The sequence below is a fragment of the Cytophagales bacterium genome, assembly GCA_033344775.1.
In the GTDB taxonomy this organism is placed as follows: Bacteria; Bacteroidota; Bacteroidia; order Cytophagales; family Cyclobacteriaceae; genus JAWPMT01.
This window is the reverse complement of record JAWPMT010000005.1, coordinates 61701-87369: the sequence shown is the minus strand read 5'-3', so window position 1 is coordinate 87369 and position 25669 is coordinate 61701. Positions and strand designations below refer to the sequence as shown.

Below are 25669 nucleotides of genomic sequence, written 5' to 3'. Positions count from 1 at the left end.
ATGGAAGATTTGCCTGTTTACCTACAGGACGTGATCACAATTATTAGTTACATCCTGGTATTTGTGATCATTATATTAATTGCAAAATGGGTCAAGGAACTCATTTCCAAATTTGATACGGTGAAAGAACTGGTCATCAACGATAATCCCGCTTTCAATGTCAGCTATGCAGGTTACATGCTTTCAGTATCCATCGTATTTATTGGAGCACTTGTAGGACCTGAAAGTGACTTACTCACGGACCTGGGAATCGTATTTGGTTTTGCTGTAATGGGCGTGATCCTGTTGAATATCTCGGTAATACTGAACGATAAATTCCTATTGCACAAGTTTTCAAATACACATGAAATTGTTGAAAAGCAAAATGTTGGTGTGGGGGTTGTCCAATTCGCCTCTTATCTGGCATCTGCATTGATTATTGCAGGGAGTATTGTGGGAGAAGGTAAAGACCTTTGGTTTACCTTGATCTTATTTCTGTTGGGACAAATAAGCCTGATAGGTCTTAGTCTTTGCTTCAATGCAATCACCCCGTATTCCATTCATAAGCAATTGGAGAATCTCAATTTATCAGCAGGGATTTCCTTTGCGGGAAAGCTGATCGGTTCAGGAATTATTTTATTGAAAGGGGCCATGACTGTCTTTACCAGTTGGTGGGCCCACATTCAGTTTTTTCTCTTATGCATCCTTATTGCTTTGATGGTACAACCGTTGATTCAATTCTTTTTGGATAAGGTGATCATCCCTGAATCGAGAATCATACATGAGATCAAGGAAGATAGAAATATGGGTGTTGCGTTTTTGGAGATGGTCTTCTACATCAGTTTTGCTTTACTAATTCTATTCCTACTTTGAGCGATATGACAAAAGAACTAGATGATCAAAGAAGGGCGGTACTGAACAACTTGACCTTAATTTTCTTCGTGTTTTCAGCATTGTGCCTGGGTTCCGCATTATTCATGGGTAGCGCTGTAGAATCCAAACGGTTTGGAATTCCCGCAAAAGGCGGAATGGTTGGACCAGTTGAAGTGCCTAAAAAGAACGCAGTTTTCTTATTTGAAGTCACACAAGGAATGAAGGTTAATAATTGGACCTATGTGACGGTTGAGGTACTGGATAAAGACAAAAAATTCTTGCATGCTTTTGGCGATGAGTTTTGGTCAGAAACCGGACGTGACAGTGACGGTAACTGGTCGGAATCTCACCTGGAATTTGACATGAAAATCACTTTTGACGAACCAGGAACCTACTTCTTCAAGGTGGTGACAGAAGCTTCTAATTTTAAGGCTGCAAGAAAGGTCGTGGTACGATACAAGCGACTCAGAGGTAGTTCGGTCGCTTTTTGGTGGTTATGCTTTATATCGCTAGGAGTGGGAATTGTTATTAATGAGGTAAACAGGAGAACAATTATTACTTGGATAGAAGAAAATTCAGATTAGACCATGTTTGATTATAAGAAAAATATCGTGAAGATCACCCTTTTGGTTCTGTCATTGATCTATATCGTGACCCTTTGGACCAGTATGGGAGGGTATGGATATCCGGGAGCAAACGGAAATTACCAGTCCAGATCATTCTTCTACTTCAACAATGCCGACTACTATCCGGCAGAAAATACGAAAGGATACAGAAGAGAAGGTGGAGGCCCCAAAGAAGGAAAGTAGACTTACTGCAGGCAGCGCACAATTCGAGCGGAAAGTACTCCTCCTCTCAATATTCGTTGCGGGTCTTTGTTCGATCATCTATGAGTTATTGATCGGTACCACGTCCACCTATTTTCTGGGTGATAGCGTCAAACACTTCTCCATTACCGTGGGTATTTACATGGCGGCAATGGGGCTTGGTTCCTACCTGTCGCGGTTCATGAAGCAACATCTGGTCGCCAATTTTATATTGGTAGAGATCATATTGGCTTTTTGTGGTGGTGTGAGTGTGCCAGTACTGTATTTATTGTTTTCCTGGGATGTGGGATACATGGCAGGAATGATCTTCTGCATTTTTATCATTGGTGTACTCACAGGTTTCGAAATTCCTTTGTTGTCTCGCATCCTCAGTGATGAGGTAGCCTTGCGTGAAAATTTATCTAACGTACTTTCACTGGATTACATTGGGGCATTGATCGCCACCCTGTGCTTTCCTTTTCTCATATTGCCTTTTGTTGGATTGTTTAAGACCAGTCTCATCTTCGGATTGATCAATTTAGGAATTGGGGTTATCAATATCCGATTTCTGAAAGATCGTATTCAAAGTCAGTACCGCAGGTTGCTCCGAATGGGGTTGTGGCTCACTGGGGTATTCATTGCGCTGATCCTACTCTTCTCCAATGCGCTGTTAGCCAAATGGGAGCAAGGCCTTTATACTGACAGGATCATTGATGTCAGACAAACTCCCTATCAACGGATCGTTTTGACAAAACGAAAAAATGATGTCCGATTGTACCTGGAAGGCAATCTTCAGTTTTCGTCCCTGGATGAATACCGATATCACGAGGTATTGGTGCATGGTCCCATGTCACTTTCGGGCCCTGTTGGGAATGTACTTATTCTGGGAGGTGGTGATGGGCTTGCAGCTCGGGAATTATTAAAATACAAATCTGTGCAGCGCGTTACCATCGTGGATCTGGATCCTGAGGTGCAGAAAATAGCAAATGAAAATCCTCACATCAGAAGTATTAATGAAGGTAGTCTGGAGGATTCAAGGGTTAATGTGATGAACGAAGATGCATTTCAATTCATGAGAAGTAGACCGGAAATGTATGATTTGATTATCGCTGACTTACCAGACCCCAATAATGTTAGTCTCTCCAGGATGTACAGCAAGGAGTTTTACAATTGGGTGCACAGTTCCCTCAAATCAGGAGGTATTTTTGTGACACAGGCCAGTAGTCCGTTGTTTTCTTCCAGCGCATTCTGGTCCATCGAGCAAACGTTGAGAGCCACGAAGTTTGTCCATACCTACCCGCTTCATGCCTATGTTCCCTCATTTGGAGATTGGGGATTTGTCATGGCCTCCGATCGTCAGTTGGATATTGCCAACCCAGACCTCATATCTGATTTGAAGTTTTTGGATAAGGGGCAATTTGCCTCCTTGTTCACTTTTTCTACCGACCATAAAAACGCAAAGTCCGAAGTGAATACCATCGATCGTCCCATCCTCAGTAAGCTATATCATGAGGGTTGGAAACAGTGGAAGTAAATTGATGTTAATGGCTTGTTAATTCGGGCCGGAATGGGAACAGTGCGTTTCTCGCTACGTATCATCTCTGGACTGATCATAAGTATTCATGAAGCACTTACTATTTCTCCCGACTTTCTTTATTGCTTTATCATCTGTATCTGCACAAGATTGGAAACTGGTCTATCACAATGATGCGGAAGGAAATGCCCTTGAAGGTAATATCGAGGAGCTCATTCAGGCGGTGTATGATGGCAAAGAGGTACGCGTGGCCTGGTGGAGTCGTAAAAACGAGGAAGGGGTTTCTCGTGTCTATCATGTGGCAGACGCAGCATTTCTTACAATCATGATGGACTCGGTGGTTATGGCTCAGATTCGTCCTATTTATGGGCAGACTCCAGAATTTGAAAACTATACGATCACTTTGAAAGAGAATTTGGAGTGGGTACAGATTACAGGTACGAATGGCAATCACGACTCGATGATGAGTAATACCTCAACTGGTGAAATTGTAGGGCATGGGATTCGAAAAGCCGGGGCCAAATGGTATGTAAAACAATGAATTAAGGCTTAAGCCTTTATCTTTAAGGCAACATGATTGAGTGTTGTTCGTTTTGTTAAGAAACAATTCGACCCACTCAGAACAACATGGGCCTTTCAAAAGATATCGACGAATTAAAAGCTGCCGGTGTGATCTCGGAAGAGACCGCCAGGGATATTAAGGACTATTACCACCATAAGCAGGAGCTTTCAACCAATCGACTGTTCATGATCTTTGGTGTCTTGGGCGCTATTTTGGTTGGCCTGGGGATCATTTTGATCATCGCTCATAATTGGGATGATCTATCGAGGACAGTGAAAACCATTTTCGCTTTTGTGCCACTTATCATTGGTCAATTGCTTTGCGTATACGCGAAGTTCATCAAAAAAGACAGTGCTGTTTGGAAGGAAAGTGCATCGGCTTTTTTGTGTCTGACTGTGGCGGCTTGTATTTCACTGGTCAGTCAGATCTATAACATTCCGGGTAATTTGGGTGAGTTTCTGCTGGTTTGGATGCTGTTGAGCCTGCCATTGATCTACCTGATGCAAGCGTCCATTACTTCGCTATTGTGTATTGTAGGGATCACCTGGTATGCATGTGAAACAAGCTATTGGCATTATCCTCAAAATACTTCCTATCCATACTGGGCTTTGATGGGCTTTGTATTGCCTCATTATCTCGGTTTGTTGAGGTCCCGGCCTTCCAGCAATGCCACTTTCTTCCATCATTGGTTGGTGCCGCTTTCCTTCGTTCTGATCCTGGGTACATTGGCAGATAATCATGGTGTCTGGATGTCTCTGGCATACATGAGTATGTTTGGGTTATTTTATCTGATAGGCAGTACTAAGCCATTTCAAGGCCTGGTCACGGGCAGGAACGGATTCAAAGTGACGGGAGTCATTGGTATGATGGTTTTGTTACTGATGTACAGTTTCGATTCATTCTGGGATGCAATGATGAACTCCTCTCCGGTGATCAGTGAATTGATTCTTGCACCAGAATTTTGGACAGCAGTAGTGCTTACTGCTGCAGCAAGTATTCTTCTATATAAGGACGTAGTGAAACAAGCTCAACGAGACTACATGGCCTGGATATATGCGGTTTTTGCAGTCTTGTTTCTGGTTGGATTGTTTACTAAAGTGCCCCTAATACTGGTCAACTTCCTCCTTTTTGCCTTGGGCATTTACAAGATCCGGGAAGGCAACTTACGAAATCACCTGGGGGTCACCAATTTTGGATTGTTGATCATTATCGCACTCATCATTTGTCGGTTTTTTGATATGGACCTCAGTTTTGTCTTGCGTGGTTTGATCTTCATTGCAGTAGGTGCAGGCTGTTTTCTTGCCAATTATCGGTTATTAAAAAGGAGGACTAACGCATGACAAGGAAAACAATTCTCCTTATAGCCTTTGCCTTGATGATCATGGCACAATTGTATGTTCCTGGTAAGATGATCTGGGACAATGAACGGGTATGGGTCAAAGGCATCAATCATCGGTTTATCACTGCTCCTGTTGATCCGGTGGATGTGTTCCGAGGAAAATACATCGACCTCTATATCCTGGAAAATATGGTACCAGTTGCGGATAAAAAGGCGTGGGAGAATGGCCAAGAAGTTTTTGGATTATTGAATGTCGATTCGGCGGGTTTCACCTTTGTCAGTTCATTGTTAAAAGAACAACCCAAACCTGGCGTAAACTATCTAAAACTGACGATCAATTACGTGCCCGATTACGGTGAAAACGAAGTGCAGATCAGTTTTCCTTTTCAGCGTTTCTACATGGAGGAATCCAAAGCTTATCAGGCAGAGCTGTCCTACAATGCCTCTGCGCGTGATACCACTTCAGTCACCTACGCCCTTGTGAGTATTTTAGACGGAAAGTTCGTACTCAAAGACGTGCTGATCGATGGCGTGCCGATCAAGGAAGTAGCTGAGAAAGCTCAGGAACAAACCAATCCTTGATTAGAAAAATCGTCTGCTCAAATCATTAGATTTGAATATGGACCGAAAAACATACAACGAATCACTTGCTGCTCTTCAGGTCAAATTGATTGCTTTACAGGAATGGGTGAAAAAGGAAGGCCTGAAAGTAGTGGTCATTTTCGAAGGACGAGATGCTTCAGGGAAAGGGGGTGTGATCAAGCGGATCACTGAAAAACTCAATCCCAGAGTCGTAAAGGTAGTTGCATTGGGTGTCCCCACGGAACGGGAAAAAGGGCAATGGTATTTCCAGCGATATGTAACGCATCTTCCAGCAAAAGGTGAAATGGTGTTGTTAGATCGCAGTTGGTACAATCGCGCAGGGGTTGAGCGAGTAATGGGATTCTGCACTGAAGAAGAGCATCAGGAATTCCTAAGGTCTTGTCCCGAATTTGAGCGGATGCTGATCCGATCGGGGGTCATCTTACTGAAATATTGGTTCTCCGTAAGCGATGAAGTACAAGAGAAACGCTTCCAGGCACGTGTCAGTGATCCGATGAAGCGATGGAAATTTAGCCCCATGGATCTCCAATCTCGTGCGAAGTGGGTGGAATATTCAAAAGCGAAAGACGAGATGTTTGCACACACTGATACGAAACAATCCCCCTGGTATGTCGTGAATGCTGATGATAAAAAGAAAGCACGCCTGAATTGTATTCATCATCTGTTGTCGAAGGTGCCATATGAACCACTCCAATACGATGATATTGAATTGCCGCCACTTAAAGAAGACGTGTCATATGTTCGGCCACCCATGGATTATCAGGAATTTATTCCAGAGGTGTATTAAGTTGCACGTGGTGAGGAACATTTGAACGAACAAAGCAACCCATACACGACATGGAATTCGATAAGGAGACGTACAAAGTCAATGTTTATTCGTTTTGGTGCCATACTATTGTTGGTTGTTCAGGTACCACTGTTCGTTGTGACTTTGTGAATTAGTAATTAGGCATAGTTCATGACAAAAGTTCGGATGCTGTCTTGAGGACCCAGGTTCAGTTTCTTTTTTAGTCGGTTCAGGTTTTTCTTAACCGACGACATTTCCGTATTGGTCACTTTAGAAATTTCATTGTTATCCATGCCGACCTTGATATAAGCACATAATTTGAGCTGGTTCACGGACAATGCCTCGTATTCGACTTTCATTTTCGAAAAGAATTGCGGATACACATCTTCAAACTTTGTAAGAAAGCTGTCCCAGGAATTGTCCAGTGCCAAATTAGATTCTATCAGTTTTTTGATCTCTTTTGTATTCTGCTCACCTCTCTTCAATTCGAGTTTTTCCTTCAGCTTTTTCAGGATCTCATTCTTCTCGTTGGATTGCATGGCGAGAATTGCCAATTCCCGGTCCTTCGCTTGTAATTGCTCACCGAGTAATTTTCTCTCTTTGTTAGCAGCCCGCTCCAATTGCAGTTTCTGACTTTCGATGATTTGGTTTTGTTCATGGAGTTTGAGGTTCCTTCGTCCTTTGACACGATAATCTCGGATGACCCAAAAAAGCAGAAAACTTAGAAACAAGGCCGCGGACATGCCCAGTCCTCTTTCCAGTAACACACGCTTTTCCAGTATAAATTCCCGTTTCAGATTCTCTTCCCGTTCTTGATTGAGCGCCTTTTCATGGGCCATTTTGGTTTCAATCCGAGCGAGATCAAGTGCCCGTTCCTTACCCAGGATTTCTTCTTTGGCATCAGTGTAACGCTTGAGGTATTCATGCGCGTTTTGAAGATCACCGATCCGGTCATAGCTTTTATGTAGGGTTTCATAAATGAGAAGCAGATGACCTGTAGTTGCATTACCATTTGAAACGGCTAAAGCTTGTTGTGCGTTTTCGATGGCCTTCTCGTAATTGCTTTTCGTAAAGTAAACATTGCCCAATTGGGTGTAGCTTGCCTCTGATAGGCCTTTGAAATTTGATGAAAATTCTAGAGACCGATTCAAATGAAATAAGGCTGAATCATAAACTTGCATTTCTGACAATAGTATACCAATGAGACTATGTGACTTAGCCATTCCATAGGCATAATTGATGGCTTCATATTGCTTCAAAGCGGAGCGATAATAGTAACCCGCACTATCATATTTTCTTAATTTTCCCATCAACTCACCCATTGAGGAGTTAGCTCCCGCTTTGCGTCGGGGAGAGCCATTTTTCTGATGATACCTATAATTGATGGTAAAGTATTTCCTTGCCGAATCCAGGTCGCCGATTTTATTGTATTCAGATCCAATGCCCTTGATGCAATACATGACGCTGGCTGTTTGGTTCATTTTTCCGAAAGCGAGTAGCGCCTCCTGAAAGTGTTTGATCGCATTGACTGGATCATTCATGTTGCCATGTAGGATACCCAGGTTTTGGTTGTTGAAGGCAATTCCCATGGAATCCTTGGCGATTACCGCATATTCCAGGCTTTTGGAGAAGTGATGTAGTGCGGAATCTTTTTGTTTCAGGCTCTGAAAAAGGACTGCCAGGTTGTTGTAATTAAAAGCGGCCCCTTGAGGATCATTCAAATAATCGTAGATATCCAAACTTTGGTGATGGGCTTTTTTTGCCCGGTCGAAAGCGCCAATGCGCATCAGCGCAATTCCCATGTCGTTAATGCCTCTCGCTAAATTGCTGGAAGAAGATCTGGACTGATCCAAGTGGTTGAAATTTAACAAGGGTTGATAACCTTCAACAGCCAATTGGAATTGATCTGCGCTTAAGTAATAATTTCCTTTGAGTTGATGGTATCGTATGGTGATGGAATCTGGTGCGACCATGGCTGATTCACGGAGCTGTTCAAGACGATGTAGGGCCATGGTGTCCTTATCATTGATCAATTGATTGATTTCATGCAATTGCGCGGAAAGTGTAGTTGTCCCCTGTCCATTCGAAAAACGACCACAAAGTAGACACAGGATCCAAATTAATGTCCACCCCTTCATTAAACTAAAAATTGCGTTTTTGGCGAATGATTCATGATTTCAAAGGACTATCTTTTTTAGGTGCCAACCAAATGACACCTCCACCTGCCAACCAGATGACAACCGGTTTTCACCGTAATTCACCTGTTTCAGAAGATATTTTTGTTGCAAATCCCAGACAGTATTGAATTTTTCCAAGACGTCACGAATTTCAATTTGCTATGTATCCACCGTCCAAATTATTGATTTTAAATCTGTTATTTCACCTCATTGTCAACTACTCGTATGCACTACCAGGGGAAGATTGCGCCAATGCTGGAGATGTTTCTGATCAGGTGACTCCTAATGATCCCTTTGGTTATGGGATTACCTTAGATACCAGGACAAATGATCAGTTTCTTTCTTTCACTGCGCCGAGTGCTGGAACATTGCAATTTGATCAAGGCTATAATGGTGTTACATATTTGGTCATTTATGATGATCAATGTACGATCATCGATGAAAAACTATTATGGCATTCCTATGATGTTTACAACATTGAGTTGGAGGACGGAGAGACCATTGTTCTGGAATGTGATCGAAGGAATAATGTGGCGGGAAAGGAAATATTCGATGCAACAATTCATTTTCAGGAACAAGTAGAAGGAGAACATCCTGAAGATGCGATTTCTTTGGTTGAAGGTTCCAATCAAGTTACCAGATACTTAGGGAAACAATACTTCAAGTACGAAACTACTCAGACAGGCTTGTTGACAATTAAAACTTGCCAGGATAGAAGCCAGGTGGATGGTACACAATTGAAGTTATATCAAAATGGTCTGCTGGACAATTTGTTACAAGGGAATGTGTGGTGTAGTAATGATCCTGATGGAGATCTTACCCAGTCCATCATTGAATATCAAGTCACCAACCTTTCGAAATCGCTAGTATTGGAAACTACGCCTGTAACTTATTGGTATGAAGGATATGAATTGGAAGTCAGTTTCATTCCTGATGTAATCTGTGATATTGAGCTCGACCTTGCAGAACCGACGATTTTTCATGTAGATAACAGTGAGGGGGATCAATGGTTCACTTTCACGGCTACCAAAACAGGTCCATTGGAAATTACAACGGGCTATACTTCTTACCGGGAAGGAAATACACTCATGTCATTGGGACAAGATACCTATATCCGGGTATATGACAATTGTAATGGATCGCTCATAGCTCGAAGCGATGATATTTCCGGATGGTTTGGAGGTTCTCATGTCGTGTTTGAAGCCATGGTGGGATTCGAATATGTCATCCATTATGATGACCGTTTTACTTCCGGATCCTACCAGTCCGAAGTGTTTTATACAGAGGATGCGACGAGACATGCCCTGGAAGCGGATGCTCAGGCGGTCACGGAAGGCACCTATCGCGCCCAAGTCAATTATGCGGATAATCATTGGTTTTCCTACACGTTCAGTCAAACGGGAACTTTAAAGGCTAGAAACAACGGCACTTTAGGTTTGGAACTTCCTTATAAGGAGGAAACGGAGATTGAGACATACTACGATGACCTGGAAAAAATTGAGTTTGATTACGGTGGTGTGGCAGGAGAAACGGTATTGATCCGTGTTTACGATGCAGGGGATTTTAAAGAAGGTAATGCCGACATTGAACTTACACTCGAAGTAGCGGGGGCGACTTGCAGCAATGCCATTGACGTAGAAACGGGAAATACTTATGCCCTGGATCATACTCCTGACGGAGCGCCATACCAGGAGGATTTTTGGTACAGCTTTAAGACCGACGAGGCAGGAGAGTTGACCATTACCAATTGTGAGCAAACCGAAGCCATCACCAAAGTAACAGCCTTCGATGTTTGTGGAGGTACGTTATTAGGAGTAGCCGATGGCAATTGCGATGGAGGTGCCGAATTGATTATATCGCTTGATGCAGGAGATGAAGTCGTAGTTAAGTGGGATGACCACAATGCGCCCGATTGGAACATCCAGGATTTTGATTATGACTTTGAAGTACAATTTGTGCCAGAAGTGATGGAAGACGGTCTTTCTTGTGAAACAGCTTTTTCAATTGCAGGTCATGGCGTTTATGAGGTGGACAATGTCAATGGAGATCAGTGGTTCCGATTTACAGCTCCTGAAACCACAGAAATTGCAATCACAACTGGCTCTAATGCGGATGGTTGGGGTGATGTAAAACTTGCTAATGGTCAGGATACCAAATTCAAAGTTTACGATGCTTGCGGAGGAACATTAATGGTTCAGAATGATGATTCTGGTCTTCTCAGTTTTGGTCAGTCCTATGCCGCACTGGAGGTGATCGCCGGTTCGGAATACCTGATCCAATGGGAGGATCAGTTTGTCAATGCGCACCAATACCAATTCGAAATATTCCCTGTGAATGACTTTTTTGCTCATGCCACGGAAGCAGATCCGGAATCCATCGATGTTGGTGTTCATCGGGCTTATCTCAATTACAAGAGTCAGCATTGGTTCAAGTACACGTTTCCTTCAAATGGTGTGCTGGTAGCGGTTAACTTAAATGAACAAGAAGAAAGAGTGATTCCATCCTATCAGATGTTATATGGGGACAATGGTTTGAACCTGGAATTGCCTAATCAATCGGAGTTTGTCATCAGGAATTGGTCGGATGATGAGCCTACCGAAACCAATTTTATGTATGCAGGAGTGGCAGGTGAAGAAGTGCTATTGCGTGTAAAAGAAGTTGCAGGAATTTACTTCTACAGTATTGGGAACCGCGATTTTGAACTGGCCTTTTTTGATGGTGCCGATTATGATGACCTATGTCACTTTGAAGCGGAACTCACTGAAGGTATACAGGAGATCAATGCTACGGATGGCGATCAAAAGTATAAGTTCACGGCATCGGAAGCGGGTAACTATATTTTCTCTGTGGACGATAATCCCTCTACGTTGATCAGTCTTTACGATCAGTGTTTTAGCGATCCCATCTATACGAAATACAATGACTTTTATTATGAGAAAGAAATGGAAGCAGGTGAAGAGGTCTATTTGGTATTCTTAGATGAATATGGCGGTGCCGGAAATTTCAAAATACGTCGGGAGGAGCCCTGTGGTGACGTAGTTACTGCTCATGTGGAATCTTGTCATGCGTATGAGTTCAATGAAGAATTGCTGACAGTTTCCGGTTTGTATGGAGCCACGTTTACGAATCAGGCAGGATGTGATAGCTTGGTCAACTTGAGTTTGACCATCCTTGAATCCAGCGCCAGCGAAACGGTGGTAGCCGCTTGTGAAAGCTACGACTGGAATGATGTCACGTATTCAACGACTGGAATTTATGAGGTGCTTTTGGAGAATACTGCCGGTTGTGACAGCACAGCTGTATTAGACCTCACGATCCTGGAATCCAGTTTCAGCGAAACAGTGGTAGCGGCTTGTGAAAGCTACGACTGGAATGATGTCACATATATGACGACTGGAATTTACGAAGTTCTTTTGGAGAATACTGCCGGTTGTGACAGTACCGCCGTATTGGACCTGACCATCCTGGAATCCAGTTTCAGCGAAACAGTGGTAGCCGCTTGTGAAATCTATGACTGGAATGATGTCACGTATACAACGACTGGAATTTACGAAGTGCTTTTAGAGAATACTGTCGGTTGTGACAGTACCGCCGTATTGGACCTGACCATCCTGGAATCCAGGGCCAGTGAAACGGTGGTAGCGGCTTGTGAAAGCTACGACTGGAATGAGGTTACCTATACAACAACAGGAATTTACGAGGTGCTCTTGGAGAATGTTGCCGGTTGTGACAGTACAGCTGTATTGGATCTGGCCATTCTGGAATCCAGTTCCAGCAAAACGGTGGTAGCGACTTGTGAAAGCTACGACTGGAATGAAGTTACCTATACAACGACAGGTATTTACGAAGTGCTTTTGGAGAATGCTGCCGGTTGTGACAGTACCGCCGTATTAGACCTCACGATCCTTGAATCGACTTCAAGTGAAACCATCGTGGAAGCATGTGAGAGCTATGAGTGGAATGGTGTGATTTACACGTCCACAGGCATCTACGAAACATTACTGGAGAATGTAGCGGGCTGTGATAGTACCGCAATAGTCGATCTTACCATTTTTGAAACACCTTCAAGTGAAACTGTAGTGGAAGCGTGTGAAAACTACGAATGGAATGGTGCAACCTATACCTCAACTGGGGTTTACGAAGTGCGCTTGAAAAATGAGGCGGGTCATGATAGCACAGCAGTACTTGATCTCACCATATTGGAAGCTACATCTAGTGAGATGGTGATTGAATCCTGCGATAGCTATGATTGGAATGGATTGACCTATACCTCATCAGGAATCTACCAGGTACTTTTAGAAAATAATGCCGGTTGTGATAGCACATCGGTACTTAACCTGACGATCCGGGAATCCACTTCCAGTCTTACTTATGCTGAAGTATATGATGCTTATGAATGGAATGGTGAAACCTACTTCGAATCCGGACTTTATGAATACCAAGGGATCAATGCGTTTGGATGTGATAGCCTCGCACAACTTGACCTGACCATTTTGGAGCCTAAATCTCAGTCCATCACCTTTGAGGAAATAGCTGACTTGACCTATGGAACATCGGACATTCAACTCGACGCCATTGCCAGTTCCGGTCTTGAAGTGGCATACAGTTCTTCCAATCCGGAAGTTGCGTCTTTAGTCGGAGGATCACTTAAAATACTTGCCGCAGGTGAAGCAAGCATTACCGCCAGTCAGGCCGGAAACGAACAATACAGATCTGCGGAGGAGGTGACCATGGAATTGGTCGTCAATAAAGCCACGCTAACCGTTCGGCTGGACGATGGCAAAAAGGTTTATGGGACAGAGAATCCGGAATTCATCTTTACCTATGAAGGGTTCTTACATGATGATGATGAAAGTGTTTTAGAAAGTATTCCGGTTGCATCAACCATGGCCACAACAACAAGTGATGTCGGGTCTTACGTGATTTCAGCTTCAGGTGGAGTTTCTGATAAATATGCATTTGAATATGAGGAGGCCACATTATTGATTGAACAGTCTGACCAGCAAATTCAATTTGAGACATTAAACAATCGGACATATGGTGATGTTGAGTTCAGCCTGTTGGCGGAGGCGAACTCGGGTTTATCGGTGACTTTCCAAAGTTCCGATGAGCAGGTAGCGGTGATCAACGACGGCAAGGTTGAAATTGTAGGGGCAGGGGCCTCTACGATCACCGCAATCCAGCAAGGTGACCAAAATTTTAAATACACAGCACTATCGAGGGAATTAACGGTGGAAAAGGCTCCCCTGGTCATCAAAGCCAGTGATCAATTCATACACCTGAGACAACAACTACCGACATTGACCATGGAGTTCGAGGGTTTGGTCAATGAAGAATCCGTGGAACATATTGAAGTGCTGCCAACCATTTCAACGGATGCTACTGCAGCCAGTGAAGTGGGTGAATATAACATCACCTTGAATGGAGGTGAAGACCGTAATTATGCCATCGAATTGATCAATGGTGTCCTGACGATTGATGTGGCTTTGAGCACCCCAGTTGTTTTGGAAGACGTTCAGGTTTATCCGAATCCACCTGTTGATCAATTGAACATTGATTTGCCAGAACAGTACAGCAATGTTCGGTCCCGGATTACGCTAAGAGATGCATCAGGTCGCATCTATCACCAATCTTTTGAAAAGGGTAAGAGCATCTTGTTAGACACAAGTACTTTGCCCAGGGGATTATTGATCTTACAGATCCAGGTCAATAGCCAGATATACACCAGGCCAATCATGAAACGATGAATGTGATTGCAAATCATTGAAATAGCTGTAGTATTTAAGGCAGTTGAAATTAATTTTAAATCAATAAAACTTCATTTAGAATAATATCGTATTTATATTTACTTCAATTAGTATAAAATACGATGAAGAAGACGCGACTCGGTGAATTTCAGGAGTTGATCCTGATGACCGTAATTGTATTACAGGACCAGGCCTATGGTAATGAGATCCAGCGAGACCTGGAGGAACGTCTCAATGAACGCCTGAGCATGGGAGCGATACAAACGGCTTTGAAAAGAATGGAGGAAAAAGGATTTCTGACTTCTAGTTGGGGGGAAGCCAGTCAACGAAGAGGAGGGAAACGGAAACGCATTTATGCAGCCACTCCAGAGGCTTATCAAACCCTTCAGGAAATGAAGGACATCCGATCGCAATTGTGGTCTGCCATGCCCAACTTCGGTACCAACCCTTCCTGATGTCCGACTTGTCCAGTCAGCAGTTACCACCTCGTTGGCCTTTGAAGATACTGAAGGCGGTGATCAAGTCGCGCTTTATGGAAGAGATAGAGGGCGACATGGAGGAGCGATTCCATGATAATTGCGACTTTTTGGGGTATAACAAAGCCAAAAGGCTATACTATTTCGACACATTAAAACTGCTCAGGCCTAAACTACTGAAAGGACTGGGCGGGGATCATCAATTAAATCATTTCGGTATGATCACCAATCATTTAAAAGTTGCCATCCGGCAAATGAACAAACAAAAAGTATTCAGTACAGTCAAAATTGGAGGATTTGCCCTGGGCATTGCAGCCTGCCTGCTCATTTCACTGTACGTCCGTCATCAGATCAGCTATGATCAGCATTACAAGTACGGAGACCGTATTTTTCGTGTCGTGAATCAATGGTCCCAATCCGGAGAAGTAGGTTACTGGACCAATGTACACGGTCCGCTAAAAGGTATCCTTGAAGAGAACATTCCTGAGATGGAATTGATCGCGAGAACTGTAGATTGGTCCTGGGGAGATGCCGGAGACAATCACATACAGGTAGATGGCGGTATCCAAAGTCATTACGAAGAAGGTTTTTTCTATGCAGATCCTGAATTGCTGGAAATCCTTGAAATGGAGATGGTTTACGGAGATCATACAGCCCTTTTTGCTCCCAATACAATGGTCCTTTCCCAACGCAAAGCATCGATCTATTTCCCCAATGAGAACCCTGTGGGCAAGCGGATTGTGCTAAATAATAACCATGAGAGCACGTTCACCATAGCCGGTGTAATGGAGGACCTACCTGAAAACATGCACCTGAAAGGCGATTTCATCCTCACGATGTTTGAGCGAAAAGACGGTCCGGGAACCAGCGGCTGGTGCTGTACGAACTATACGATGTACACCAGGCTTTCGGAAGGTGCAAACAAAGAGCTGGTCGAGCAAAAGACCGGAGAAGTCCGCAAGAGTCTGGTCATTGATCTGTTGAAAGAAGATGGTCAGATTCATCTGGAAGAACAGGCCATGTATCAATCCTATTATTTCCAACCAGTCACCAACATCTATTTGAATCCTGAAGAAGTGGGCGATTTCCTGAGTCATGGTTCAGAGGACCTGGTATGGATCTTTGGGATCATCGCAGTGGTCATCCTGTTGTTGGCGTGCATCAACTTCATCAATCTGTCTACGGCAAGTTCCATGAGTCGGGCCCGTGAAGTAGGTCTGAGAAAAGCAGTAGGATCGTTTCGGTCCGGATTAATGGTGCAATACCTTTCAGAGTCTTGTTTGTACAGTTTGTTTGCGGTGGCGGCTGGTATGGGTTTGGCGACGCTCGCCATGCCTGTCTTCAATGAATTAACAGATCTGCAACTTAGCTTGCCATGGAATGCCTGGTGGTTTGTTCCGGGACTTTTCGTGGTTTCTTTGACCTTAGGAGTGCTTTCAGGGATTTATCCAGCGCTGATCCTGTCAGGATTCAGTACCGTCGAGGCATTAAAAGGGAAAGCCAGTACAGGAGGGAAGTCGTTCCTTCAAAGTGGCATGGTTGTCTTTCAATTTGCTGTGACGGTGTTTCTGATCATCACGGCCCTGGCGTTACACAAGCAGTTTGACTTCATGATGAACAAATCCCTCGGATACGAAAAAGAGCAGGTGATCAACCTGCTTGGCCTGGACACGATGGAGGAGGAAAAGAAGCAAACACTGAAGTCGGAACTGCTACGTTTGCCAGCCGTGAAAAATGCGTCTTTGAGTGATTTCTTGCCTGTGGAAGGGAGTTCTATTCATAATCGTGACTTCTGGATGACATCAAAAGGCGGGAACAAAGACCGCTATGAGGCGGCCATGTGGTTTGTGGACGAAGATTATATTTCGACATTGGCAATGGAAATAAAAGTCGGACGTGATTTTCGCAAAAACGAACCAGGACAGTCCATCATCATCAATGAACGAATGGCCACTATCTTGAACCTGGATGAACCCGTTGGGCAGCGACTGACTGACATGTTTGAGAACCGCTACGACATCATTGGGGTGGTCAGTGATTTCTACTTTGAACCCATTACCGGGATCATTCGCCCACTGGCCTTGTCTACAGGTGCTCCATCTGCCACGCTTTCGGTTAAAGTAGCGCCTCAAAACATGGACGCCACGTTAATGGACATTGCAGCGGTTTGGGACCAGTTCAATCCGAATCAGACCATGCGCCACCGTTTCATGGACCAGCAGTTTGCCTTGTGGTACAAAGACATTGAACGTGCCAAAAGCCTGTTCCTGGTATTCACCGTCCTTTCATTGGTCATTGCCTGTTCTGGCTTGTTTGCCTTATCCCTCTACCTGATTGGGAAGAAGACCAAGGAGATCAGTGTCCGAAAAGTATTGGGAGCCAGTCTGTCGAGATTACTGCTCATTCTGGTAGGTGACTTCTTCAAGTTGGTCTTGTTGGCGATCTTCATTGCGATCCCTGTAGCCTGGTACTTTACCGAATTCATGATCGAGTGGATGGCCAATCGAATCACCTTAGAATGGACCCTATTTGCTACCGGTGCAATCATCGCCAGTGCGATTGCCATCCTTACTGTAAGCTTCGAAGCGATTCGAGCCAGTTTGGTCAACCCCGCGAAGCAGTTACGGCAGGAGTGATGTAAAGAGATGCATACAAACCGATCGTCATTCTGAATTTTTGCCCTCATCCCTAAATTTCCCCCGTCAGTCCTTCATTACCGTCATTCCGGTTTGAGGAGCGAAGTGGATCAATACCGCCAGGCGGCCCTGCGGAATCTCAAGTGTGGTAGTACGTACTAGTAATCTTGAGAATCCGGCAGATTAATATAGTTATTACAAAACACATTGATTTGGACTGTAATCGCCGGAATGACAGAAATATGTTTACTACAACTTCATTCTGGAAGATTCCCGCACAGAGGCGAGAATTACCCTAAACATTGTCTTCTACTTCACATCACTCCTCAATCGCCACTAAACAATCAGTCATTGGCTATAGTTATTCAAAGAAATAGTTTGAATCTTGCATCCCTTCCATTCCTTTATCTCTAATTACGTTTCTATTTCCAACGCTGACTGGCAAGTCATAGCGTCGAAATTGGAGAAAGTTGAATACAAACGTGGCGAGATGATCCTGGAACAAGGGCAGGTTTGTAGAAAATTGTACTTTCTTGAAGAGGGCTTTCTGCGTTACTTTATTTACAAGTCCAACGGAGAAGATGCAACCAAATTCTTTACAAAGGCTCCCTATTGTTTTACTTCTCAGCAAAGCTTTGCCAATAACCTGATCACCAGGGACAATATTGAGATGCTGGAAGATGCAGTAGTTTGGGAGATGAAAAAGTCCGATGCTTTTGAACTATTAGAATTACCATTCTGGAACGAATTTGTCAGAAAACTGGTACAAGAGGTGCAGTATTTCACGGAAGAGATCTTACAGGACCTTCAAAACTACACCGCGGAAGAACGGTATTTTCATATGTTGGAAGTGCAAGACGTAATCATCCAAAAATCTCCCCTCAAGCATGTGGCCAGTTATTTGGGTATTGCCCCGCAATCACTAAGCAGAATTCGAAAGAATTATTACCTCCAAAACCGAAGTTAACATAGGTTCAGTATAAGCGCTTCCGTCAGTTTGACTTTTGCTTCAAAATGAATGCAACATGAAAAAGTCAATACTGATCTGTTTAATACTGTTCCTTATGAATCAAACAATACACGCACAGAAAGCTTCCAATAAACACTTCTGGCACTCGGTAACTACATCCGCTTCTGGTGAAGCCATCTGGGAGATCTGGACGGATGTCGACCAATGGAAAAGCTGGGATTCCGGCCTTCAGGATGCTTCGATAGAAGGGCCTTTCGAGTTGAATGCGAAAGGAATGATCCTTTCTTTGGAAGGAAGAAAGTCCAAATTTCAGGTAGTTGCCTTCGAGCCCGGGAGATCTTATACATTCAAAACGAACTTACCGCTGGGTGGTTTGTACGTCAAACGAATACTAGCTGTAGAAACAGGAAAAACCACTTTTACACATGAAGTCTGGTTCAAGGGATTGACCGGGGGATTATTTGCCAAATCCTTTGGTCCGAAATTCAGGGAGATGTTACCAAAGGTGATGGAAAAGATCAAGGACCTGGCAGAACAACCTTGAATCAGGTGTTTTTGAGCACCTCCAACGGCTGATATGACCGGCCTACTTTGACCTTAGTGCCGGTTTTCATGACCACATATTCATCGCGTCCGGACTTTTCCTTACCGATGATCTCCTGCTTGTTGACCAGGTATTTGCGGTGGATCCGGACAAAATCGGGTTGTAGTTCATCGGCCATTTTCTCCAGGGTGGTGCGCTTGATCAGGGACTGATCGGCCAGGTGGATTTTCAGGTAATGGTCATCAGCTTCGATCCATTCGATCAGGTCGGCTTTGATGGTGATTTCTTTCCGGCCATGGTTGGCGGAGATCACTTTTTGTTGGTCGTCCTTGCGTTCTTGGAGGAAGAAGAAATTCCCGGCAAGCAGCAACCCATGGATCAGGGCTTCTTTTCCAAAGTACCAGCTGGCGTATTTCATATCCACCCAACCCTCGAAATATCCGAAGACATGTAGGATGATATTGGAGAGGATGAAAAAGACCACTATGATGAGCAATCCCAAAATCGCAGCGAATGTCCAGTAATGATTGACTTTCCAATTCGAGAACCAATCGAGGCTTTTGTGAACCAATAGAACGACCGGAATAAATCCCAATACAGAGACCATTAAATAAGTCCCTCCGATGCCTGGGTCGTAGCTGCTGTGTCCGCCATACCGTATGTAATTCTGGATCATGAGTATGATGGCGGTCAGAAACAGGTATACCACGGAATACCGAAATAGTTTTCGTTGGTCCAGGTTTTGGTTGTCGAGTAGGGGAATAGCGGACATTATTTTACCATGGGTATTAATGCAATACTGAGCTTTATCACGGAAAGAAAAACGTCGATAACGTATATTTTGATTAATGCTATCGGAAATTGATACTGAAAATACGTCATTGAGATTCCTGATGAAATGCCCTTTCTTCAACAAGTTAAAGCGCATTTTTCTGGAATGACATTTTTCTCGCTGAAGTTTTACCCAAATACCCCTTTCACAAAGGTTTCAGTAAGGCCTTTGTCTTTGATCCAATCCATAAGGTCTTCATGTCCACCTACCTTGGCGTGATGCAGCAATGTGAACCCGTGTGGTCCAGGACTATGCAATAATTGTGGGAACGCTTCGATTTGCTGTTTGATAAAGTCTGCGTGGCCATAGAAGGCATAGCTGAAGAGATCCATGCGGGCTCCTTTGGACAGAAGAAAATCAGCAATGTCTTTCCTGCCCATGTGTGCAGCACCACCCATGGCCGTTTCAAAATCTCCTCGTCTTATTTGATTGGCACAATTCAGGATCAGGGGTTGCTTTTCGTACTGTTCCATTACCTTGTCCAGGTCATTGTGGGCTGCTGCCACGAAATTATAAATGTCGTCTTTGGTGAATAGTGGGCGCCCTTCCTGAGCAAGGAACTGACTTGTGGTAAACACGGCCCCACCGGCCAGTAATCCTTTCTTGATGAATGTAGATCGTTTCATAAGCATTCGAGTTTTTCGGTGAATCAAACGATCAATTCATACTTGAGACCCGATGAAAAAGACCGATTTCGTGAATGGGCGGCCAGTTGTCGCGAATGGGTTGTGGTTAAAGAGGTGTTTTCATGTGTCGCTTGATGTCCACATGTTACATCATTGAAAATGCTTACGCCAAACCCTGCGAAAGTTTGGATCACGGGAGTGGAGATCGATGAAGTTAATTTATCTGTTGTTATTGGTAATCGCCGGAATAAAAACCAGGGCATCATCCTGTGTTTGAAATACGTTGGCACCGTATTCTTTACGTAATGATTCTGGTGATGCATGCTCCAAAATTCGTTGTACTGCCTGATTAGAAACGACCATTTTGGTCGGTACATTCTTCCCGTATCGGGCAATTGCACTGGCGTATTTTTGTGCTACCATTGGCGCCAGTTCCTTCCCGTACCTTGATTCAAACTCCGACGAGAAGCTGAGTTGGTCAATACATACGATCAAGGGAAACTTTTGGCCGACTTGATCCAGTACCTGATCAAATCTGGATAAGAGTTTTTGTTTCCATTCATTGTAATGCACTTCACTATGGATTTTAGCATCAATATAGTTGACGATAGCGACAGCTTTGCTGTCGTCCCAGGTCACACGGACTTCCATAAGATATTGTTTGCGTCTAAATTAGAGTACCATCCGTTAACAGTCGCAATTACTAAGCAAGAATCGGGTGTTTATCGGATTGGTCTAAATCTAGATTTGTTGCATGTTTACTAATTTTCAATAGAGATGGATGCGCAACAGACACAGAATTTTGATCGAATTGCAAGGGCAATTACATATCTGAAAGAGCACTTTCGAGAGCAGCCTAATCTGGAGCAGGTAGCGGAGCATGTACATCTGAGTCCGTATCACTTTCAACGAATGTTCACGGACTGGGCAGGAGTAAGTCCGAAGAAGTTCCTGCAATACCTCAGTACCACCTATGCCAAGCAATTGTTGAAAGAAGAGCAGTTTACATTGTCTGAAACCACCCATCGAACCGGACTTTCAGGGACCAGCCGTTTGCATGACCTTTTTGTAAATATTGAGGGAATGACCCCTGCGGAATACAAGCATGGTGGAAAAAACCTCCATATCAATTATAGTTTCGCTGATAGCCCATTCGGAGAAGTGATTGTGGCTTCTACTTCCAAAGGCATTTGTCACCTGGCTTTTTCATCGGATAAAGCACAGGCGCTACAACAATTAAAAGTGGAATTTCCTAATGCCAACCTTAGGCAACATGTAGATGTCATCCAGCAAAATGCGTTATTCCTGTTTACGCACGACTGGAACAAGATCCCACAAATCAAATTACACCTCAAAGGCACGGATTTTCAATTGAAAGTTTGGGAAACGCTGATCAAAATCCCGGAAGGAGCCGTGGCCAGCTACGGAAAAGTGGCCAAAGAAATCGGAAATCCCAATGCTTCCCGTGCGGTCGGTACGGCCATTGGTGACAATCCGGTGGCTTATTTAATTCCCTGTCATCGGGTGATCCAGGCATCGGGTGCCATAGGAGGTTACCATTGGGGGACCAATCGAAAAGTGGCCATGTTAGGTTGGGAAGCCGCGCAATTGAATGCCAGTCTTGCCTCATGATTCAAGCTCAACTTCAATCTTTAAACTGGTCCGACATGCAATCACAGCTAGATCTGCAGGGCCATGCGTTAATCCCTGGGTTGGTGGATGAAAACACTTGTACGACATGGATAAGCCATTATAATCAGCAAGAAATATATCGAAAGACGGTGATCATGGAGCGTCATCGTTTCGGGCGAGGAGAGTATAAATATTTTGATTACCCGCTTCCGGATTCGGTCAGCGAAATAAGGCAGGCACTTTATCCATTTTTGGCGCCCATGGCCAATCGCTGGATGCGATTTTTGAACATGGAGCAGGTTTATCCAATGGAGCATGAGGCATTTCTAAAAACTTGCCATGAGCAAGGTCAATTGGAAGCCACACCTTTGATTTTGAAATACGAAAAAGGAGGATTCAATACCTTGCATCAGGACCTGTATGGGCCTGTTTATTTTCCATTGCAGGTCGTGCTTTTCTTGTCTGACTATGGGCAGGACTATCAGGGTGGGGAGTTCGTAATGACCGAACAAGTGCCACGTACTCAATCCAAAGCTATGGTGGTTCAACCATCCAAAGGAGATGCCTTGATTTTTTCGACCAACTTCAGGCCAGTAAGAGGCCAAAGAGGTTATTTTCGGGCAAACCTCCGTCATGGCGTGAGTGAAGTAATTGCCGGCAATCGATATACACTGGGTATCATTTTTCACGATGCCTTACAATAAGCCGATCCTACTGTTATGCTAATAGGATTTGGTCAGGCGGCTAGGAAGAAGCTTTACATATATATGTTAAGGTATGTTACATAATTATGTAATGGATTGTTACATATGTATATAATGAACTGTTACATATATATGTAAACTACTGATGTCAGTATGTGTCAGGAGTAGTTTAGATAAGGTGATCGCTAAATCAAACTAATTTAGAGCTGATACATCCATTGATTTGAAATGACTGAGCACGCAGCATTAGCATCCATGCAACTTTTTCGGATGATTCGTACAGGTAAATTGGTTTATGCCGGAAACAAGCGACTGATGATCTATGGTACCTTGCATTGTAAATCTGGAAAACGGATGAACAAAATGAACCGGATCTTCTTTATGAATGAGGAGGAAGCGATCGCGGAAGGGTATCGTCCCTGTGGCCATTGTATGAGAGAGGCGTATAAAAATTGGAAAGATGGAGTTGTTTGATCGTCCGGTAAATCAAGAAAAGAACCATTTACCACAAGACGGGGAGGTCTTTTACTATGGGAAAGTGTTTCTGGCGGAGGCTGCGGATGGTTATTATGAATCACTACTCAATGAAATAGCCTGGCAGCATGATCAGGCGGTGATCTTTGGGAAGACGATCCAGACCAAACGAAAAGTAGCCTGGTATGTAGAGCAGCCTTTTAGCTATCGGTATTCCGGTACGACCAAAACAGCCCTTCCATGGTCAGCAACTTTGAGAAAGATTAAAAGCCGAATTGAAGAAGTTTCCGGAGAAACCTACAACTCATGTTTACTCAATTTGTATCACTCAGGTGAGGAAGGCATGGCCTGGCACAGTGATGGGGAAGTGGAGTTGAAGAAAAATGGTGCCATCGGGTCGGTAAGCCTGGGGGCCGAGCGGAAATTTGCATTCAAACACAAACAGACCAAAGAGCGGATCGATCTGTGGCTGGAACATGGCAGCTTGATGGTCATGAAAGGAACTACACAGAGTCATTGGCTACATCGCCTGCCACCCACGAAAAAGGTATTAACACCAAGAGTCAATCTGACCTTCAGGCAAATGTTGCCGGTGGATTGATGTGATCTTTATCAACTTTTTAAAAGATTTTTCAGTGGTTACTAGAGCTACTCGGGTAACCATTTGTTCCCAAAAGAGATTGTTCTTTTCACACCCTTTAGGGTCGGGGTAAAATTATATTTCCAGAAAAATCGTTCCACAACATTTTGGTGAACTTTTTAGTCCTTTTTGATTTTACTTAATTGCTCTAAAATTACCTCTATGAAAAAAATCGGAATGATTGGCGGAATGAGCTGGGAATCCTCGAAGGTATATTACGAGATCGTCAATGGGGCAGTCAAAAAGCGGCTTGGGGGTCTTCATTCTGCAGTTTGCGTGATGGATTCCGTTGATTTTGCGGATATTGAAGTATTGCAGCATCGTGATGATTGGGACGCGTTAAATGATGCGATGGCACAATCAGCGGTGAATCTGGAACAGGCCAAGGCTGAATTGATCATTTTGTGTACCAATACGATGCACTTGTGCAGTGATGCGATCCAACAAGCGGTTAATATACCCTTTCTACACATTGCCACTGCGACCGGACAAAAGATCAAACAACAAGGGTTGAAGAAGGTGCTCTTATTGGGTACCCGCTTTACGATGGAAAAAGACTTTTATCGGAGTACGCTTGAGCGGGATTTTGGTGTGAATGTAGTGATCCCGGATGATGAAGGACGGGATTTGGTTCATCGGACTATCTATGAAGAACTCGTATTGGGTGACATTCAGGCCAGGTCAAAAGCGGCCTTTGTGGACATCATTAATCACGCCGTTAAAGTAGATCAGGTAGAAGGAGCTATCCTTGGTTGTACAGAGATTCCGTTGCTCATTCAGCAGGAAGATGTAAATATTCCAGTTTTTGATACGACCAGAATCCATGCGGAAAGTGCCGTCGATTTTGCCTTGAGATTTACTGATTAAACCAGTGTAGCTCCCAGCTATGTTGTTGCAATTGGCGTAGGTCGATTGCTCGGATTATCTTTAGCGGGTATGAAAGAATACCAAACAAGCAACTATCTTATTCAAGTTGATCAAATCAAAAATCTGATCATGATCCGACCGATTGGATTTTGGAATTCGGCATTAGATGTGTCCGATTACTTACCTACCATTCGATATGCGCTGGACCATGATTTGGAAACTGATTTTCTCGTGATCTGTGACCTTTCTGAGATGAAATCAGCCTCAAAAAAAGTAAGAGATGAATTCATGCTCAAGCTGGACTTGAAGTACTCAAACGTCCTGTTAAAGCCACGGTTTTGGTTAGTCCTGAAAGTGCCATTACCAGGATGCAAATTGAGTATTTGCGTAAGACATACATTGATAAACCACTAAAGGTTGTGGATTCGTTGGAAGAGGCTTATGCTTTTCTAGAGAAGTACCAATAATCGGGTAAAATCCACTCGTTATCTAAATAAAGTGAAATTCTTTCATTAAAAAATCACATCAGGCAACCATTTGGCGTTGAGTGTTCGTAATAGGGGCAGACACATTTACACACGCTTACACTTACACTCATGAAATACGCGCTGATTTACTCTTACGAACATCATAACTACGAATTGGTCGAAAATAACCGGGCCACGGGGAAGTCAAGTATAGAAAAGCTGTACGAATTCACACAACATGAATTGAGTACAGCAAAGAAAATATTGAGCAATTTATCTCAGGCCCAGGCGGCCTAGTTGTTCAAAGAAATAAACTTCGGCGGTCTGAGCGTGACTTAAGTTCACGCTGGGTCTGTCGAAAAGACAAGTTGAGTTGGTTGACTTGGGGGCTCAC

At 43.8% G+C, this 25669-nt stretch carries 24 protein-coding genes; 20 read left to right on the top strand and 4 right to left on the bottom strand.

The window, feature by feature from the left end; translation table 11 throughout:
* The 8 genes from R8G66_18320 to ppk2 all read left to right on the top strand — a co-directional run bounded on the left by R8G66_18320 (position 1) and on the right by ppk2 (position 6483).
* Positions 1 to 852, top strand: a complete 852-nt coding sequence (locus R8G66_18320) for a DUF350 domain-containing protein (protein ID MDW3194337.1) — start codon at positions 1 to 3, stop codon at positions 850 to 852.
* A 5-nt stretch (positions 853 to 857) separates the two neighbouring features.
* Positions 858 to 1436, top strand: a complete 579-nt coding sequence (locus tag R8G66_18315) for a hypothetical protein (protein ID MDW3194336.1) — start codon at positions 858 to 860, stop codon at positions 1434 to 1436.
* A gap of 3 nt (positions 1437 to 1439) precedes the next feature.
* Entirely contained in the window at positions 1440 to 1661 is a 222-nt protein-coding gene (locus tag R8G66_18310; GenBank protein MDW3194335.1) for a hypothetical protein, read from the top strand.
* On the top strand, positions 1636 to 3192 hold the full coding sequence (locus R8G66_18305) for a polyamine aminopropyltransferase (protein MDW3194334.1): 1557 nt from the start codon (positions 1636 to 1638) through the stop codon (positions 3190 to 3192). The genes R8G66_18310 and R8G66_18305 overlap by 26 nt, the downstream gene beginning before the upstream one ends.
* An 88-nt stretch (positions 3193 to 3280) precedes the next feature.
* A complete protein-coding gene (locus R8G66_18300) occupies positions 3281 to 3733 on the top strand; it encodes a hypothetical protein (protein MDW3194333.1) in 453 nt (150 codons plus the stop codon).
* An 86-nt stretch (positions 3734 to 3819) separates the two neighbouring features.
* On the top strand, positions 3820 to 5094 hold the full coding sequence (locus R8G66_18295; protein MDW3194332.1) for a DUF2157 domain-containing protein: 1275 nt from the start codon (positions 3820 to 3822) through the stop codon (positions 5092 to 5094).
* Positions 5091 to 5675, top strand: coding sequence for a GDYXXLXY domain-containing protein (locus R8G66_18290; GenBank protein MDW3194331.1), 585 nt, complete (start codon positions 5091 to 5093; stop codon positions 5673 to 5675). The genes R8G66_18295 and R8G66_18290 overlap by 4 nt, the downstream gene beginning before the upstream one ends.
* Positions 5676 to 5712: 37 nt before the next feature.
* On the top strand, positions 5713 to 6483 hold the full coding sequence (gene ppk2 / locus R8G66_18285) for a polyphosphate kinase 2 (GenBank protein MDW3194330.1): 771 nt from the start codon (positions 5713 to 5715) through the stop codon (positions 6481 to 6483).
* A 158-nt stretch (positions 6484 to 6641) separates the two neighbouring features.
* Here the strand turns inward: ppk2 and R8G66_18280 are convergent, their stop codons facing one another.
* Positions 6642 to 8621, bottom strand: coding sequence for a tetratricopeptide repeat protein (locus R8G66_18280; protein ID MDW3194329.1), 1980 nt, complete (start codon positions 8619 to 8621; stop codon positions 6642 to 6644).
* A gap of 200 nt (positions 8622 to 8821) precedes the next feature.
* Between R8G66_18280 and R8G66_18275 the strand changes: the two genes are divergently transcribed.
* The 5 genes from R8G66_18275 to R8G66_18255 all read left to right on the top strand — a co-directional run bounded on the left by R8G66_18275 (position 8822) and on the right by R8G66_18255 (position 19033).
* A complete protein-coding gene (locus tag R8G66_18275) occupies positions 8822 to 14407 on the top strand; it encodes an MBG domain-containing protein (protein MDW3194328.1) in 5586 nt (1861 codons plus the stop codon).
* A 122-nt stretch (positions 14408 to 14529) separates the two neighbouring features.
* The gene (locus R8G66_18270) at positions 14530 to 14862 is read left to right on the top strand and encodes a PadR family transcriptional regulator (protein MDW3194327.1); all 333 of its coding nucleotides are present in this window, start codon (positions 14530 to 14532) and stop codon (positions 14860 to 14862) included.
* Positions 14862 to 17519, top strand: coding sequence for an FtsX-like permease family protein (locus tag R8G66_18265; GenBank protein ID MDW3194326.1), 2658 nt, complete (start codon positions 14862 to 14864; stop codon positions 17517 to 17519). Before R8G66_18270 ends, R8G66_18265 begins: the two co-directional genes overlap by 1 nt.
* A 385-nt stretch (positions 17520 to 17904) precedes the next feature.
* The gene (locus tag R8G66_18260) at positions 17905 to 18486 is read left to right on the top strand and encodes a Crp/Fnr family transcriptional regulator (protein ID MDW3194325.1); all 582 of its coding nucleotides are present in this window, start codon (positions 17905 to 17907) and stop codon (positions 18484 to 18486) included.
* Between the two features lie 97 nt (positions 18487 to 18583).
* Positions 18584 to 19033 (top strand): SRPBCC family protein, encoded by a 450-nt coding sequence (locus R8G66_18255; protein MDW3194324.1) that lies wholly within the window; start codon positions 18584 to 18586, stop codon positions 19031 to 19033.
* 1 nt (position 19034) lies between these two features.
* Here R8G66_18255 and R8G66_18250 read toward each other — a convergent pair whose 3' ends face one another.
* The 3 genes from R8G66_18250 to R8G66_18240 all read right to left on the bottom strand — a co-directional run bounded on the left by R8G66_18250 (position 19035) and on the right by R8G66_18240 (position 21142).
* Entirely contained in the window at positions 19035 to 19805 is a 771-nt protein-coding gene (locus R8G66_18250) for a LytTR family DNA-binding domain-containing protein (protein ID MDW3194323.1), read from the bottom strand.
* Positions 19806 to 19993: 188 nt separating this feature from the next.
* On the bottom strand, positions 19994 to 20491 hold the full coding sequence (locus R8G66_18245; protein ID MDW3194322.1) for an ankyrin repeat domain-containing protein: 498 nt from the start codon (positions 20489 to 20491) through the stop codon (positions 19994 to 19996).
* A 219-nt stretch (positions 20492 to 20710) separates the two neighbouring features.
* Positions 20711 to 21142, bottom strand: coding sequence for a hypothetical protein (locus tag R8G66_18240; protein ID MDW3194321.1), 432 nt, complete (start codon positions 21140 to 21142; stop codon positions 20711 to 20713).
* A gap of 126 nt (positions 21143 to 21268) precedes the next feature.
* Here R8G66_18240 and R8G66_18235 point away from each other — a divergent pair, with 126 nt between their 5' ends.
* The 7 genes from R8G66_18235 to R8G66_18205 all read left to right on the top strand — a co-directional run bounded on the left by R8G66_18235 (position 21269) and on the right by R8G66_18205 (position 25572).
* On the top strand, positions 21269 to 22123 hold the full coding sequence (locus tag R8G66_18235) for a methylated-DNA--[protein]-cysteine S-methyltransferase (protein MDW3194320.1): 855 nt from the start codon (positions 21269 to 21271) through the stop codon (positions 22121 to 22123).
* A 35-nt stretch (positions 22124 to 22158) separates the two neighbouring features.
* Entirely contained in the window at positions 22159 to 22827 is a 669-nt protein-coding gene (locus tag R8G66_18230) for a 2OG-Fe(II) oxygenase (protein ID MDW3194319.1), read from the top strand.
* A 228-nt stretch (positions 22828 to 23055) separates the two neighbouring features.
* Positions 23056 to 23301: an Ada metal-binding domain-containing protein gene (locus tag R8G66_18225; GenBank protein ID MDW3194318.1), complete on the top strand. Its 246-nt coding sequence runs from the start codon at positions 23056 to 23058 to the stop codon at positions 23299 to 23301.
* On the top strand, positions 23288 to 23902 hold the full coding sequence (locus tag R8G66_18220) for an alpha-ketoglutarate-dependent dioxygenase AlkB (GenBank protein ID MDW3194317.1): 615 nt from the start codon (positions 23288 to 23290) through the stop codon (positions 23900 to 23902). The genes R8G66_18225 and R8G66_18220 overlap by 14 nt, the downstream gene beginning before the upstream one ends.
* Before the next feature lie 201 nt (positions 23903 to 24103).
* Positions 24104 to 24808 carry an aspartate/glutamate racemase family protein gene (locus R8G66_18215; GenBank protein MDW3194316.1) on the top strand — a complete coding sequence of 235 codons (705 nt, stop codon included), beginning with the start codon at positions 24104 to 24106 and terminating at the stop codon, positions 24806 to 24808.
* A 69-nt stretch (positions 24809 to 24877) separates the two neighbouring features.
* The gene (locus tag R8G66_18210; GenBank protein MDW3194315.1) at positions 24878 to 25222 is read left to right on the top strand and encodes a hypothetical protein; all 345 of its coding nucleotides are present in this window, start codon (positions 24878 to 24880) and stop codon (positions 25220 to 25222) included.
* A 182-nt stretch (positions 25223 to 25404) separates the two neighbouring features.
* Positions 25405 to 25572, top strand: coding sequence for a hypothetical protein (locus R8G66_18205; protein MDW3194314.1), 168 nt, complete (start codon positions 25405 to 25407; stop codon positions 25570 to 25572).
* Positions 25573 to 25669 lie beyond the last annotated feature (97 nt).